The 15,362-nt window shown below is 72.7% G+C and carries 12 protein-coding genes; 2 read left to right on the top strand and 10 right to left on the bottom strand.

The window, feature by feature from the left end; genetic code table 11:
- Window positions 1–193 precede the first annotated feature (193 nt).
- The gene (locus tag ABT367_RS27825) at window positions 194–1,141 is read right to left on the bottom strand and encodes an SGNH/GDSL hydrolase family protein (RefSeq protein WP_352255871.1); all 948 of its coding nucleotides are present in this window, start codon (window positions 1,139–1,141) and stop codon (window positions 194–196) included.
- 289 nt (window positions 1,142–1,430) lie between these two features.
- Here ABT367_RS27825 and ABT367_RS27820 point away from each other — a divergent pair, with 289 nt between their 5' ends.
- A complete protein-coding gene (locus ABT367_RS27820) occupies window positions 1,431–2,663 on the top strand; it encodes an amidohydrolase (RefSeq protein ID WP_352255877.1) in 1,233 nt (410 codons plus the stop codon).
- Between the two features lie 92 nt (window positions 2,664–2,755).
- On the opposite strand, the gene ABT367_RS27815 is transcribed toward ABT367_RS27820, so the two are convergent.
- From ABT367_RS27815 to ABT367_RS27775, 9 genes are all read right to left on the bottom strand, one after another.
- On the bottom strand, window positions 2,756–3,970 hold the full coding sequence (locus ABT367_RS27815) for a type III PLP-dependent enzyme (RefSeq protein ID WP_352255869.1): 1,215 nt from the start codon (window positions 3,968–3,970) through the stop codon (window positions 2,756–2,758).
- Window positions 3,967–5,715 (bottom strand): IucA/IucC family protein, encoded by a 1,749-nt coding sequence (locus ABT367_RS27810; RefSeq protein ID WP_352255867.1) that lies wholly within the window; start codon window positions 5,713–5,715, stop codon window positions 3,967–3,969. Before ABT367_RS27810 ends, ABT367_RS27815 begins: the two co-directional genes overlap by 4 nt.
- Window positions 5,715–6,953, bottom strand: coding sequence for an MFS transporter (locus ABT367_RS27805; RefSeq protein ID WP_352255865.1), 1,239 nt, complete (start codon window positions 6,951–6,953; stop codon window positions 5,715–5,717). The genes ABT367_RS27810 and ABT367_RS27805 overlap by 1 nt, the downstream gene beginning before the upstream one ends.
- Before the next feature lie 6 nt (window positions 6,954–6,959).
- The gene (locus ABT367_RS27800; RefSeq protein WP_352255875.1) at window positions 6,960–8,786 is read right to left on the bottom strand and encodes an IucA/IucC family protein; all 1,827 of its coding nucleotides are present in this window, start codon (window positions 8,784–8,786) and stop codon (window positions 6,960–6,962) included.
- A 53-nt stretch (window positions 8,787–8,839) separates the two neighbouring features.
- Window positions 8,840–10,048, bottom strand: coding sequence for an ATP-grasp domain-containing protein (locus tag ABT367_RS27795; RefSeq protein ID WP_352255863.1), 1,209 nt, complete (start codon window positions 10,046–10,048; stop codon window positions 8,840–8,842).
- A gap of 97 nt (window positions 10,049–10,145) precedes the next feature.
- On the bottom strand, window positions 10,146–11,165 hold the full coding sequence (locus tag ABT367_RS27790) for an ABC transporter substrate-binding protein (RefSeq protein WP_352255861.1): 1,020 nt from the start codon (window positions 11,163–11,165) through the stop codon (window positions 10,146–10,148).
- A gap of 71 nt (window positions 11,166–11,236) precedes the next feature.
- Window positions 11,237–12,163: an ABC transporter ATP-binding protein gene (locus ABT367_RS27785; RefSeq protein WP_352255859.1), complete on the bottom strand. Its 927-nt coding sequence runs from the start codon at window positions 12,161–12,163 to the stop codon at window positions 11,237–11,239.
- Entirely contained in the window at window positions 12,160–13,215 is a 1,056-nt protein-coding gene (locus tag ABT367_RS27780; protein WP_352255857.1) for a FecCD family ABC transporter permease, read from the bottom strand. The genes ABT367_RS27785 and ABT367_RS27780 overlap by 4 nt, the downstream gene beginning before the upstream one ends.
- Complete coding sequence (locus tag ABT367_RS27775; RefSeq protein WP_434975552.1) at window positions 13,212–14,180, bottom strand: FecCD family ABC transporter permease; 969 nt, start codon at window positions 14,178–14,180, stop codon at window positions 13,212–13,214. The genes ABT367_RS27780 and ABT367_RS27775 overlap by 4 nt, the downstream gene beginning before the upstream one ends.
- Before the next feature lie 203 nt (window positions 14,181–14,383).
- Between ABT367_RS27775 and ABT367_RS27770 the strand changes: the two genes are divergently transcribed.
- Window positions 14,384–15,307, top strand: a complete 924-nt coding sequence (locus ABT367_RS27770) for an iron-sulfur protein (protein WP_352255855.1) — start codon at window positions 14,384–14,386, stop codon at window positions 15,305–15,307.
- Window positions 15,308–15,362 lie beyond the last annotated feature (55 nt).

The raw sequence follows: 15,362 nt of genomic DNA, 5'->3' as shown, positions 1-15,362 counted from the left end.
GACCTCGCCCGCCCGCGCCGGGTTGCGGGCCCCCGGGGTCTCTATCGCCCCCCCCGTACCGCCCCCCCCGCGCCGCCCCTCCCGGGGCGCCCCCCCCCCCCCACGACAACCCGTATGTCCGCCACTGGGCGGCCGACGTGGACCGCGGCCGGCCGACCCAGTGGTGGCCGCCCGAAGACGGTGAACCGTCCCCTTAGTGCCCGTGCCCGTGACCCCGCCGGTCGATCTCCCGCAGCAGTGCCCACGCCATGGCCGCCTCGCCCTTCGCGTTCGGGTGGAACGGGGCTGCCGGGCTGGTCGGCTGCAGGGGTTCGACCCAGCGGTTCTCCGGGGTCTGGCAGACGTCGTGGCCGATCGTCGGGGTGTACGTGTCCACGAAGCGGGCGCGGTTGTCGCGGGCGACGTCGCGCAGCATGGCGTTCAGGCGCTTGCCGGTGTCGCGCATGTACGGCACGTCGCCCTCGGCCTGCTGGACGGCCGGCCAGCAGCCCTTGCCGCTGTCCGCGACGATCACCGGATAGCCGACGACATAGACGCGGGCCCGCGGCGCGCGGTCGTGGATGGCCTCGATGACCTTCTCGATCTTCGGTGCGGTGTTCGCGATCCGCGCCGCCAGCTGGTCGGTGCCGCCGGCGGTGTAGTGCTTGGTGCACGGATTGCCGTACGGGTCCGTGAAGCTGAGCCGCGTGCACGTACCGACGATCTCGCCGAAGCCGATGTCGTTGCCGCCGATCCCGACCGTCACGAGCGTGGTCCGCTTGTCGAGCGCGTCCAGCTGCGGCGGGTTCGTGCCCTGCTGCTGCCACATGTGCTCGGTGGTCGCACCGCCGCAGCTCACGTCCTTGAACGAGGCGGGCCGGATCTTCCAGGCCGCGACGGACGGGTAATTGCGGTTGGAGCGCGCGCAGTTCGCGTCGACCTGGTCCGGGATGCCGGGACCCGAGGTGTACGAGTCGCCGAGCGCGACATAGCGCTCGCCGCGGTGCTGCCCTCCGTGACCCCCGTGCCCGCCCGGCCCGGCCTGAGCGGGAGCGGCCGTCGCCGCGACGACAAGGGCAGCCGCCCCGCCCGCCGCCAGTGCGCCGAGCGCCCCCCGTCGGGTTCTGCCGCCCCGTGCCGCCGTGTACGCCTGTTCCCCCACGCCTGCCTCCGCTTCACGTACGCCGCTGCATTCCAATACTGACTGGTCGGTAGCGTCGGGGCGGGACCCCGCCCTGTCAATGGATCCGGCAGCGCGTGACGGCGCGGGTTTGGCCGGGACTCGCCCGGGGAAGCCGATGCGGACGATTCAAAGCGAAATTTCATACCCCCGGTACGGTGCAGCTATGCACGACAGCCCCGATTTTCTTACCCCAATCCGGCTGAAGTTTTGTTGATCGAGGCTTAGTTGGCCCCTGCATCGCCTTACGCTTGCGAGGGTGAACCAACTGATGTCCCGTACGACCGACAGCCCGGAGGGCGAGCCCGCAGTCGCGGAAGCCCTGCCCGGCGCGCTCCCCGAGAGGCTGCGCGCCGAGCTCATCGCCTTCCGGCGCGATATGCACATGCACCCGGAGCTCGGCAATCAGGAGTTCCGGACCACGGCCGCGCTCAAGAAGCGCCTCGAGGCGGCGGGCCTTTCACCCCGTGTGCTCGACACGGGGACCGGCCTCGTATGCGACATCGGCACATGGGACGGCCTTCGTCCCATGCTCGCGATCCGTGCGGACATCGACGCGCTCCCCATCCCTGACACCAAGACCGAGGCGCCTTACCGCTCCACGGTCCCCGACCGCGCGCACGCCTGCGGCCATGACGTCCACACCACGGCGGTCCTGGGCGCGGGCCTGGTCCTCGCCGAGCTGGCGGCCGAGGGCCGACTGCCCCGTCCCGTGAGGCTGCTGTTCCAGCCGGCCGAAGAGGTGCTGCCGGGCGGCGCGGCGGACGCCATCGCCTCCGGCGTCCTGGACGGCGTGGGCAGGATCATCGCGGTGCACTGCGATCCGAAGGTGGACGCCGGCCGGATCGGCCTGCGCCACGGCGCCATCACCTCGGCCTGCGACCGCCTGGAGGTTGCCCTCGACGGCGCCGGCGGCCACACGGCCCGCCCGCACCTGACCACGGACCTGGTCACCGCGGCGGCCCGGGTCGCCATCGACGTCCCGGCCCTGGTGGCGCGCAGGGTCGACGCCCGGGCCGGCCTGGCCGTCACCTGGGGCCGTATCGAAGCGGGCCACGCCCCCAACGTGATCCCCCAGCACGCCGAACTCTCCGGCACCATCCGCTGCCTGGACCTCGACGCCTGGCGCACGGCGCCCGATCTCGTGCACGCCGCGGTCCAGGAAGTGGCCGACCTCCACCGGGCGAAATCGGCCATCAACTACATCCGCGGTGTCCCCCCGGTCGTCAACGACCCGGTGATCACCGACCTGTTGCGCGACGCGATGGTGGCCCGCCGCGGCCCCCACTCGGTCGAGGACACCGAACAGAGCCTGGGCGGTGAGGACTTCTCCTGGTACCTGGAGCACGTCCCCGGCGCAATGGCCCGCCTGGGCGTCCGCACCCCGGGCGAACGCACTTCGTGCGACCTCCACCAGGGCGACTTCGACGCGGACGAGTCCGCGATCGCGGTCGGCGTCGAGCTCTTCACGGCGGCCGCGCTGTTGGATGGCGGGCGCCCGTAGTACGTGGTGGTGACCGGGGGACCAATCGTTCAGGCGGAAAGCCCTGAAACGGGCATCGGTCGGGACGTTTGGTCCCCCTATCGCCGTGGCGGTCAGCGACCCGCGCCCAGGAAGTGGAACGTCGGCCTCGGGTGCATCAGGAACTCGTGGTGGGAGATGTTCCACGCGTACGCTCCCGCCAGGCCGAAGGTCACCCGGTCGCCCGCGCGCAGGCCGGCGGCCGGGACGCCGCGGGACAGGACGTCCTTCGGGGTGCACAGCTGGCCGGCGAAGGTGACCCGGTCCCCGTGGGCGTGCGGGCGTGGCCACGGGTGGGGCCAGGGGGAGTCCGACGTGAGGACCGTGCAGGGCTGGTCGTGCCCCTTGGTGGCCGGGGTGCGGATGTGGTGGGTGCCGCCGCGCACCACGGCGAACTCCTCGCCGTGGCTGCGCTTCACGTCGAGGACCTCCGTCGCGTACCAGCCGCAGTACGCGGTCAGGGCCCGGCCCGGCTCGATGCGCAGCGTCAAGTCCGGGTTCAGGTCGAGAAGTTCGGCGAGGCCGCGGCCGTACGACGTCCAGTCGAAGCGGGCCGAGGGGTCGGCGTAGTCCACGTTCATGCCGCCGCCCACGTTGACCTCCGGGAGGCGGATGCCGTGCCGGTCCGCCAGACCGAGGGACCACGAGACGACCGACGCGGAGAGCGCGAGCAGTGCGGGGGCGTCGAGTCCGCTGGCCAAGTGGGCGTGGACGCCGAGGAGTTCCAGGTGCGGGTACGTGCCGTCGGTCAGGAGGCGTACGAGCGTGTCGGCCTGTGACGGGTCGAGGCCGAACGGGGTCGGGTGGCCGCCCATCGCGAGCGCGCTGGTCTCCAGGGAGCCGTCGGGCAGCGGGAGGTTGAAGCGCAGGAGCACGCCCGGCCGTACGCCCGGAGCGACCCGCTGCGCCAGCGCGGCCAGCAGGTGGAGCTCGTGCTCGCTCTCCACATGGAAGCGCCGCACCCCGAGTTCGAGCGCCGTCGTGATCTCGGCGGGGGTCTTGCCGGGCCCGCCGAAGGCGAGGGCGCGGCCGGGGGCCGCCTTCGCCACGTGGGTCAGCTCGCCGCCCGAGGAGACCTCGTAACCGTCCACGTACGGGCCGAGCGCGGTCAGGATCTCCGGCTCCGGGTTGGCCTTCGCCGCGTAGTAGAGCTCGACCTGATCGGGGAGCGCGGCCCGCACGGCGCGTGCGTGAGCGCCGAGGGACTCCAAGTCGTAGAGGTACGCGGGAAGTTCGGACGAGGGCAGTGAGGCGATCCGCTCGCGCACGGAAGGAGTGGGGGCGGTCATCGGGCGCTCCAGGGATCGAAGGAGACGGACGCGCCGGAAAGGACGGACTCGGCGAGCGGCGACGGCAGCCGCACATAGCCCGCCGCCCGGTCCGCCTTGCGCTCCCACCGCGTGAGCAGATTGGCCTTCGCCGGCAGCGGTACGCCCGCGAGCAGCGCGGCAAGGCGCGGCGGGCAGCCGTACGCGTCGGCGTGGTCCTCGAGGACGGCGCGGACCGCGGCCCACAGCGCGGGCTCCAGTGACGGGTGCAGATCGGCGAGCGCGGCCAGCATCTCGCTGACGTGGTTGACGAGCAGGCAGTACACCACCCGGTCCCAGCCGCGCTGGGCGTCGTACGTCATCGGCCCCGCGACCTCGGGCGGCAGCCCCGCCAGGGTGTCGGCGTGGTGCTCGGGCAGCAGCTTGGTGCCCTCCAGATCGCGGAAGAGGACCTGGGCGGGCATGCCGTCCTCGCCGACGCAGACGAGGACGTTCTGGAGGTGGGGTTCGAGGACGAGGCCGTGGTCGAAGTACGCGGCGAGCACGGGCGGCACGAGCAGCTTCAGATAGGTCCGCCACCAGGCCAGGGCCCGCTCGGGACCCGCATCGTCGAGGAGGTGCGAGAGGTGTCCGGGTCCGGTCGGGTACTCGTCGGCGACCGCGCCCGCCAGAAGAGGCGTGGTGCCGGGCAGCAGACGGCGCGAGAGACCCTCGCGGACGATCACGCCGAAGCCCTCCAGAAGCGCCATGTCGGGCTTCCCGTCGGCACCGGGCAGCGCCAGGCTGCGGTACGCGGGTTCGCGGAGCATCGCGCTGCCCGGGAAGCGGGCGGCCAGATCGGCCAGCGCCCCGTCCAGGAAGCGGGTCAGGGCGACGGCGCCGGACAGTTCGTAACTGGCGTTCTTGCGCAGGCAGTTGGTGATCCGCACGTTCAGGCTGAACTTCAGGAACGTATCGCCGTCGTAGAGCGTGCGCACCGAGGCCGTGGCCGCGAAGGGCCGCGCGCTCGGCCCGAGGTCGAGGAGGTCGCCGCGCGCCAGGGCGGCGCGCAGGCCCGGATGGTCCTGGAGCAGGGAGAGCTGCCAGGGGTGCGCGGGCAGCAGCCGGTAGCCCTCGGGTACGTCGGGGTGCAGCCGGTCGAGCGCGGCGGCCGCGTCGGGCCGGGCCAGTTCCTCGGCGACCAGGTGGTCCCGTACCGCGAAGAGCCGCAGCGGGAAGGAGGCGCCGGCCTCGGGGGCGTACGCGGCCCAGGACGCGGCGTCGCCGCTGCGGGCCTTGGGCGTCGGGTGGAAGCGGTGGCCGAAGAGCAGGGACTGCTCGGAGGCGAGATACGCCCCCTGGCCCTCGGCGCCGGGGCGGGAACCGTGGGCGGCGAGCGCGGACCGTACCCCCTGATGGCTGGACGCCACCTGCTCCAGGAACTCCTCGTTGCGCACCCCCGTCCGCAGCGACAGCTCGGCCTGCGTGTACTCGGCCAGGCGGCGCCAGTCCGCCTCGGCCCACGCGCCGTTCTCCTGCGCGTACACCGGGCCGGTGAAGCGGTGGGCGCCGAGCAGCGAGGTGCGGCGCAGCGCGACCCGGAGCAGCACGCCGGCGCGGGGCAGACGCAGCAGCAGATGGCCGTCATCGACCGCGGTCTGGTGCTCGGGCGCGGAGACTTCGCGCAGCAGGCAGTTGAGGAGGGTGTGGGCCACGGCCCAGTCGGCGGTGGGCAGTTCACGCGGGGTCGATGGCGGGGCGGGGACGGTGCCCGTGGGCAGCGACATCAGGGGCTCCAGCGGATGCGGACGCGGATGCGGGGAGAGCGGCGGAACAGGGCGGGCAGCGCGATGGCGCCGGCCGTGCCCAGGGCGACGGCGGTGCCGGTCAGCACCGGGGCGGCGGGTCCGAGCAGGCTGTTGCCCGCGGCGGCGGCCAGTCCTGCGGCGACGGCGCCGCCCTTGGAGACGAATTCGAGCGAGCCGAACATTCCGCCGGGCGGCCGGCCCTTGGCGCAGTCGGCGGCGAGCACGGACAGACAGACCAGGCCGAGCGTGAGCCCGATGCCGAGCAGCAGCCGTACGGCGGTGAAGGCGGCGAGCGAACCGGCGAGCGGATGGCCGGCCAGACCGAGCGCGATACAGCCGAAGCCGAGCGCGATGCCCAGGCGGGGACGCCCCACGAAGCGGTCGTGCACCTGCATCGCACACAGCAGGTAGCACAGGTGCGGCAGGGCGAAGAGCACTCCGGAGAAGGCCGGCGAGACACCGGGTATTCGGTCCTCCACGAGCGCGATCAGATACGGGAAGGAGATGACGGTCGAGAACACGAAGGTGAACTCGTAGATGTACAAGGCCCGCAGAGGCCTGACCTCGGCAAGCGGTTCGACGGCTTCGGACGTGAGCACCGTCGGCGTGCCGCCCGGCTCGGGCAGCAGGCACAGCATCACCGCCGCCGCGAGCGGCAGCACGGCGAGCAGCGCGTACTGGCGGTGCGGCGAGATCCAGGGCGACAGGGCACCGACCACGATCGGCGCGGCGACGAGGGCGGCACGTGCGCTGCCCTGCATCAAGGTGAGCGCCTTGGACAGAGCGGGGCCTTCGAGGGCGGCCGCCAGATAGCCGTTGGACGCCGCGAACGTGCCGCCGAGGATGCCCTGGAGCACCAGTGCCGCGGTGAACGCGGTGAGGGACTCGGCCCACCCGGCGAGCAGAAACGCGACAGCCAGACCCAGTTGGGCCCGCAGCAGCAGCCGTTTGCGGCCGAACCGGTCCGCGAGCCGGCCCCACAGCGGCGCGCCCAGCGCACCGAACACCGTGGGGACGACGTACAGCAGACCGGCCCAGCGGGCGGTCTCGTCGCCGAGGCCCGGGAGGATCTCGGTGAGATACGGAGGCAGGCCGAGCGCGGCGAACGACGCCACGAAGTAGCAGCCGGCCACGGCGTGCACCTGCCGGCGCCCCAGGGCCGTCGGCCGCCCGTCCGGGCCGCCCGTCGTCCGTACCCCTTCGGTGGTCGCACTCATCGGCGCTCACACCCCGCGCAGCAGGTAGTTGGGGCCGGTGGTGTAGTGCTTGTTGATGTCGGCGGCGCCCGAGCGCTCCTTGCTGAGCAGGCTGCCCGCGGTGACCATGGCCTTGATCGGCAGACGCTCGGCGTCGAGTACGTGCCCTCGCAGTACGGCGCCGGGTCCGGCGTCCATCCGTGCGACGGCCTGCGCGAGGCGGGCGCGCACCAGGGCGAGCAGTTCGTCGAGCGGGGCGCGGCCGTGCCGGGCGAGACCGAAGGCGTAGGCACCGGCGCACAGGTGCACCGTGATCGTCGTGAACAGGGCGGTCACGGCGTCGTCGGTGTCACCGAAGGTCCGCGCGTCGTCGAACTCGCCCTCGTCCGGGGTGTCTTGACCGAGAGCCGAGCGCAGGCGGAGGCGGTTGATGCGGGGCCCGTCGTTGTCCTTGAAGAGGAGCCGCAGCCGGGTGCGGCCCTCGTGCTCGTCCAGGACGAGCGAGATGTTCTGCTGGTGCGACTCGAGCGCGATGCCGTACGTGAAGAGCGTGGTCCCCCAGTCGAAGAGCAGCGTGAGACAGGCGTCCACAAGAGCGACCGGGTCGCCGCCGTAGAAGCGCTCCGCGAGCGGGTCGATCAGGAGCCGGCCGCCGGGTGCGCGGCTCAGGAGCGCGGCCATCGGCAGCACCACGGCGTTGTCGAGACCGGCCGGGCAGGACCGCAGCAGTACGGCGAGCAGTTCATGCCCGGCATGGGCGTAACGGCTCTCGTCGGCGTGCAGGATCACCCCCTGGAAGCGGGGCTCGCGGGCCAGGACGGTCTCGATCAGACGCTGGCCCGCGGCGCCGTCCACGAGGGTGCCCGGTTTGATGGTGCGCCGGTTGCGCAGCCCCAACGTGGCGGTGGCGAGCGGCAGTTTGAGGTGCTGGGCGGGGTCGTCGGCGAGGGCGACCGTGCGCATGGACAGGGTCGGGACCACTTCCGCGTACGGCCTCTCGGCGAGTACCGCCTGCGCGTCGAGCCCCGTGGCGAGCAGAGCGTCCCGCAGCGGGCCGCCCACGGTGAGCGGGTGCACCGGGAGGGCCAGATGGGTCCTGGTGAGCGCGGGCAGGCCGAGGTCGGCGGGGGTGGGCCAGAAGCCGGGCAGCTCGCCGCTCGACGTGAGCGCGTCCTTGGGCAGGGCGAGCCAGCGCAGGGTGAAGCGCGGGTGGAACTCGGGTGCGTAGGCACGCAGTTGGCTGTCGTCCAGGCCCGAGCGCCCACGGGCGGTCGGGTACACGGGGTGGTCGAGATGGGCCGCGAGCGTGTCGTACGCGAGTCCGCCGCCGAGGCCCGTCCAGCGGGCGGGGTCGGTGCCGTGCCGGGCGGTCAGACCGCGCAGGACACCGGCGTGGCCGCGCGCGTGCAGCCGCATGGTGGCGAGGGTCTGCCGGCACTCCTCGGCGAAGGCGTCGAAGCCACCGCGGTCCTCGGGGTCGGCGAAGGGCTTCAGCGCGGCCAGGATGCTGTCCGTGTCCGAGAGCCGGGCGCCATCGGACTCCCGCAGCAGATACGGGAGCCGGGCCCCGTACTCGCTCTGGAACCCGTCCTCGACGACGGGCAGCAGCAGGGTGTCGGGCCCGTCGGCGGGAGACGACGGCGGCTCGTGCCCGTAGGCGGAGGGCGGCAGCGAGTCGTGCCCGTCGGCGGAAGACAGCCGCAGCCACGGTCCGTCCGCGTGCCGCAGCACCGTGCTGCGTGTCCGCAGCCCCACCACGTCCTCTCGCAACAGCGCACTCAGCACGCGCAGCGTCAGCTCGGAGGAGACGTCGGACGCGACCTCGACCTCGGACGCAGCCGCGGCACCGTCCATCCCCGCCCCGCGCGGGCCGACAACAGCCGCTCCCGGTACGGCAGCAGCAGCCCTCACGGCGTGATCACCCACCGCTGCCGGGCGAGAAACTCCGCCACCACCCGGTCCACGGCACGCTGATCGGTGCCGATGGCCCGCAGCACCCCCAGATAGTCCCGGTTGGTGCCGTACAGCTCATGCCGCTCGCCGACCGCACGCAGCGGCCGGTACGTCAGCCGGACACCGTCGACGTCCAGGTCCTGCGCCTTCGGCGCGGCGGTGAGCGTGCCGGGCTCGGCGGCGTACGGGTACTCGAGCCGCGCCCTGCCGTCACCGCGCGCACCCAGGTCCGCGGGCAGCGGCTCGCCCAGATGCGTACGGAGGATGTGCTCGAACAGCGGGACGTCCAGGAGCTGGGCCAGCAGCAGATCGCACTGGTCGCCGATGGCCCGGTAGTTGACCTCGATGATCCGCGCGCGGCCCTCGTGCACCACGAACTCGGTGTGGCAGGCGCCGAAACCGACACCCAGGGCGTCGAGTTGAGCGAGCACCTGCTCGACGACCGGCGCGGGGTGCGCGGGCACGAAGGTGAGGCGCTCCTCGATGAACACCGGCGGCGCGGACACCCCGGTGTGGAAGCCGCCGAGGACATGGCGGCGCGTACCGTCCCCGAGGGTCTCCAGGGTGTACAGCTCGCCGGGCAGATACTCCTCGACCACGAGCGCCGCCCCGGGGCGCCGGCCCTGGATCTCCTTGCAGCGCAGGGCGAGTTCGGCGGGCCCGTCCACGAGCACGACATCCTCGCTGGCCACGCCCTCGCGCGGCTTGACCACGCACGGGTACGGAATGTCGAGCGAGGCGAGGCCGACCGGATCGGCGCCCGCGGGCAGCTCGGCCGAGCGGACCGTGTCCGCGCCGCAGGCGGCGAGATGGCGGCGCATCGCCGCCTTGTCCTTGGCGCGCAGCGCGGCCCGCCAGTCCTTGCCCGGCAGTCCGAAGTAGTCGGCGGCCAGGGCGGCCTGGGTCTGGAGGTGGTCGCTGTTGGTGAAGACCGCGTCGGGCCGGTGGTGCGTGCCGATGCGCGTGATCACGGCACGGAAGTCGCGTACGTCGCACTCCAGGATCTCCACGCGGGAGGCGAACCCAAGATCCTGATAGGCGCGTTGGTGCAGCTCGGGCTGGTCGGTCAGCAGGGTGACATCGAGGCCGAGGCGCCCGGCGGCGGGCAGAAAGCCCTCGGTGACCGAGTCGGTGGGGACGAGAGCGAGCAGGTACAGCCGCATGGGCTGAACCCCTTCCACGTGTGGGGTGAGCGTGAGGGGGGTGGGCCGGGCCGCCATGGGGGAGTGCGGCCCGGCCCTGAGGGGCGGAGCGGCGCTGTTACGCCTTCGGCAGCTCGACGCCCGCGGCCTTCGCGACGTCCGCGAGCATGTGCTCGGCGGCCTGGACACCGATGCCGGACATCCAGGTCTCGTCCGGGACGGTGAAGACCTTGTCGTTCTTGACGGCGCCGAGGGACTTCCAGACCGGGTTGGACGTGACGTCCTTCTGCTTGGTCTTGGACGGCTCGTCGGCCAGCGTCACGAAGACCAGGTCGGCCTCGGCCTTGTCGATCTGCTCGGGGCTGACGTCGAGCATCGTGACCTCGGGGTCGGTCGAGGACTGCGACTTCGGACGCTCGAGGCCGATGTCGTCGAGGACCACACCGCTGTACGAGGACTTCTGGTAGAGCCGGGTCGGTCCTGCCACGAAGCGGACCACCGACGCGGACGGCATCTTCCCGTCGTACCTCTCCTTGATGGCCTCACCCAGCGCCTTGGCCTGCGCCTCGTACGACTTCAGCCGATCGCCGGCCTCCTTCTCCAGACCCAGCGCCTCGGCGTGGATCTTCAGGTTCTCCTTCCAGGGGCCGCCGGTGGTCTCCGTGAACACGGTCGGGGCGATGCCCTTGAGCTTGTCGTAGACCTTCTCGTGGCGGACCTTCGAGGACAGGATCAGGTCCGGCTTGAGCGAGGCGATGAGCTCCAGGTTCGGCTCGAGCAGCGGACCGACGTCCTTGGCGCCCTTCACCTTGTCGCCGAGGTACTCGGGGAAGCCGCCCGCGGTCTTGAAGTGCGGGGAGACGGCGCCGACCGGCTTGATGCCGAGCATCGTCACCGAGTCCAGCTCGCCGGTGTCGAGGACGACCACGTTCTTGGGCTGCGCGGGGATCTCGGTCTCGCCCATGGCGTGCTTGACGGTCCGCGGGAAGGCGTCGGAGGCGGCCCCGACGTTCTCCTTGCCCTTGCTGTCTTCGGCCTTGTCGCCGCCGCAGCCGGTGAGCGCGGTGGCGCCGATGGCGAGGGCGGCGAGCGCGGTGCCGAGGCGGCGCAGGCCGCGCGGGGTGGTTCTGGTGGACATGAGGGTTTTCTTCCTGTTGTGAGCGGTGACGGAGGATTTCCAGCCGTACGGGGAGGGGGACTTCGGCCCGTTCAGGCAGGCGTGCGCCGTCCGGTCGGACGGTGCTTGGGGATGACGAGCGGGGTGCCGGACTCCGGGTCGGGGATCACCCGGCAGTCCACGTCGAAGACCGCCTTGACGAGTTCCGCGTCGAGCACGTCGGCCGGCGGTCCGGCCGCCGCGAGCCGCCCGTCCTTGAGGACCACCAGGTGGTCCGCGTAACGGGCGGCCTGCCCGAGGTCGTGCAGCACCATCACGACGGTGCGGCCCGCCTCGGCGTGCAACTCGGCCACCAGATCGAGGACATCGAGCTGATGACGGAGGTCGAGGAAGGTGGTGGGCTCGTCGAGCAGCAGCAGATCCGTGTCCTGGGCCAGCGCCAGGGCGATCCAGGCCCGCTGCCGCTGACCCCCGGACAGCTGGTCCACGGGCTGGTCGCGCAGCACGGCGGTGCCGGTGCGCTCGAGAGCCGCGTCCACCGCGGCCTGGTCGGCGGACGACCAGGGACTCAGGAGCCGCTGATGCGGATAGCGCCCGAGCCGGACCAGCGCCTCCACGGTGATCGCCTCGGGCGTCACCGGCTGCTGCGGAAGCAGCCCCATCCGGCGGGCGAGGGCGCGGGCCGGCATCCGGTGGATGTCCGTACCGTCCAGCGCCACGGTGCCGTCGGCGGGGGCGAGCAGCCGGGTCAGGCCGCGCAACAGGGTGGACTTTCCACAGGCGTTGGGCCCGACGATCGCGGTGACCGCGTCGCCGGGCAGCACCAGGTCGAGACCGCCGACGATCACGCGGTCGCCGTAGCGAAGATCGAGGCCGCGCGTGGAGAGCTCATTGCGCCGCGCCCCTCCGGGGGCGTCGTCGACGGGCGCGGAAGGCGTCGGGACCTTGCGCGCGGCCGGCTGCTCGGGGGCCACCGGCTCGGAAGCGGCCTTTTCGGAGGCCAGCTGCTCGGACGTCATACGGAGCTCCTGTTGACGGGCCTGCTCTGACGGATCATCAGCACCAGGAGCCAGGGGGCGCCGAGCGTCGCCGTGACCACGCCGACGGGCAGCCCCTCGACCGGCAGCAGGTGCTGCACCACCAGGTCGGACGAGAGCAGCAGAACGGCTCCGACCAGGCAGGACAGTGCGGTGGTCGCGGCCGTGGGCGGACCCGCGACGAAGCGCACCAGATGCGGTACGGCGAGTGCGACGAAGGCGACCGGGCCGGTGAGCGCGGCGGCGAGCGACGCCAGCGCGATGGCGGTGACGAGGAGTTGGAGGCGCGCCGCCGAGACGTTGATGCCGAGCGCGCCCGCCGACTCGTCCCCGAGGTCGAGCACCGCGAGCCGCCGGTGAAGCACGAACGCGGCGGCCAGGGCCACGGCACCGGCCACGGCCGCGGCGCCCACCTCGGTCCAGGTACGCCCGTACAGCGAACCGGTCGTCCACTGCAGGGCCGCCCCGGCGAGCTCGGCCGGGAAGCGGACGACCATGAGGTTCACGGCCGCGGCGAGACCGGCCTGGACGGCGAGGCCCACGAGCACGAGCCGGGTGACCGTCAGACCCGAGCGCCAGGCGAACACACCGAGCAGCAGCGCGGCGAGCAGTCCGCCGCCGAGCGCGCCGAGCGGGATGAACGAGGCCGAGGCCCCGGTGGCGAGCAGCACCACCGACCCGAAGGAGGCCCCGCCCGTAATGCCCATGACATCCGGAGAGGCGAGCGGATTGCGGAAGAGCCGTTGCAGCAGCGACCCCGCCACACCGAGCCCCGCGCCGGCGATCAGCGCGGCCGCGATCCGCGGCGCCCGGAACTCCTGCACCACGAACACATCGCCCTGGTCGCCGAGCCCGAACAGGGCGCGCACCGCGACGGATGCCTCCATCGGCATCTGGCCCAGGGTGAGCGCGGTGACGGACAGGGCCGCAAGGGCGGCGCCGGCGAGCGCGCCGAGCAGCAGCACACGGCGGCGGATCCGGGCGGGAGCGCTCGAGGGCCGGGCGGCCACCGGGACTTCGACGAGGCCTGTCATCGGGCCACCCTCCGCGCGAGAACGGCGAGCAGCGGCGCGCCCAGGAAGGCGCTGACGATGCCGACTTCGAGTTCCGAGGGCCGGATGACGACGCGTCCGAGCACATCGGCGGCGAGCAGCAGCAGTGGCCCCGCGATCAGACATCCGGGCACGAGCAGCCGGTGGTCACCGCCGAGGAACGGCCGTACGAGATGGGGTGCGGCCAGACCGATGAAGCCGATGGGGCCGGCTACGGCGACCGCGGAACCGGCGAGCAGCACGACCGCGACGGCGCCGGCGAGCCGGATGCGGGCCACCGGCACGCCGAGCGCCTGGGCCGAATCGTCCCCGAGCGCAAGCGCGTTGAGCGCCGGGGTGACCGCGAGCGCGACCAGCAGCCCGAGCACCAGCGTCGGCAGGACGGGGTAGAGCACGTCGAGGGGCCGCTCGGACAGGGAGCCCGCCAGCCAGAACCGCGCCTCGTCCAGGGTGCGTTCGCTGGCCAGCATCACGGCCGAGGTCCAGGAGAGCAGGACGAGCTGGAGGACCGTACCGCCGAGGGCGAGCCGTACCGGCTCGATGTCACCGGACCTGCGGGCGAGCAGCAGCGCGAAGAACATCGCGCCCCCGGCCCCCGCGAACGCGAACCACACATATTGGACAGGCTGGTTGAGCCCGAGCGTATAAATGGCGACAACCACCGCGAAACCGGCACCCGCGTTGATGCCAAGGGTGGTCGGCGCGGCCAGCGGATTACGGGTGATGCCCTGGGCCACGGCCCCCGCCACCCCGAGCGCGGCACCGACCGCGAGGCCGACGACCGTACGGGGCAGCCGCAGCCCGGTCACCACGAGGGCGTCCTTGCCGTGCGCGTCGCCGGACAGGGCCCCGAACACGGTGGACAGCGGCACCGCCCTGGCCCCGAGGGCGAGGCTCAGCGCGGCGCACAGCGCCAACAGGGCCACCCCGACGAGGAGGAGGGGTATCCGCTGGGCGGATGCGGAGGGGATGCCGATGGTGACACCCCGTGCGGTCTTGGACACGCCGAGGACTTTAGGTTAGGCATACCTAAGTCTGTCAACTCGCCGTGAGACGGCAGTGGGCTCGCGGCCGCGCTCATGCGCCAAGATCGCCACGACTATGGCTAAGGTAAGCCTCGCCTAATGGTGATGTCGATGAGGGAGGGCTGTTGAAGACAAGATCGGCCACGCTGCCGGCTGTTTCGGCTGAAAACGGCGCCTCGTTGCTGACGGAGACGTATCAACTCCTGCTCCGTACCTGTGAGTCGCTGCGTGTGGAGATGGTCCGTCCCGCCGGCGGGACCCCTCCGGCGGCCGACGCGGCGGCCCTCGCCACTCGCCCCGGCCTCATCGACGCGGCGGCTCTCGCCACCCGCCCCGGTCTGCTCGATGCCGCCATCGACGGCGAAGCCGCCCGTATCCAGGCCGAGTTCGGCCCCGCACCGCGACGCGAGGTCGCCGCGTCGCGGCTCATGCACCACTACCTGTGGAGTGTCGGGCTGCTCACGAGCGGCCCCTGGTACCTGGCCCGCCGCGTCCCGCGGATCCGCCCGCGCGACCTGCGTATCGACCCCGCGACCGCCGAACTCGCCCTCGTGCCCGGCGGGTTCACCTGCCTGCCCGACGACCCCGCGGCCGGGCTGCAGGGCGTGCGGGTCGTCGCGCACGAGGAGGCGCTGCGCGCCGAACTGCGCTCCGCTTTCGCCGACCACGTACGCCCGCTGCTCGCCGCGGTGGCCCCCGCCCTGCGCCGCGGGCCGCGTGCCCTGTGGGGCATGGCGGGCGACGATCTGGTCTCCGGCGTCTGGTACCTGGGCCGGATGCTCGGCCAGGAGGAGCGGTCCGTACGGGCGGCCGAAGCGCTCCTGCCCACCGGCATCCCGCCGTTCCCCGCAGGCGCCGACTTCCGCCGCCTGCAAGGGAGTTCGGGTCGGTCGCACCTGACCCGTACCCGCGCCGGCTGCTGTCTCTACTACGCCATCCGTACCGCGCCCGACTCCGCCGCACAGCCGCCGCAGGCCTGCGCCACCTGCCCCCGCGTCTGCGATGCCGAGCGGCTGCGCCGCCTCGAGGCGGAACGCGAAACGGAATGAGATCCACTGGTTCCGTTCCCGGCGTCACCTGCGCGTAACGCCCCCGGCACCCCGC

It is taken from the genome of Streptomyces mesophilus, from assembly GCF_040300965.1.
In the GTDB taxonomy this organism is placed as follows: domain Bacteria; phylum Actinomycetota; class Actinomycetes; order Streptomycetales; family Streptomycetaceae; genus Streptomyces; species Streptomyces mesophilus_A.
The sequence above is the reverse complement of the archived record's forward strand: the minus strand, read 5'-3'. Positions and strand labels throughout refer to the sequence as shown.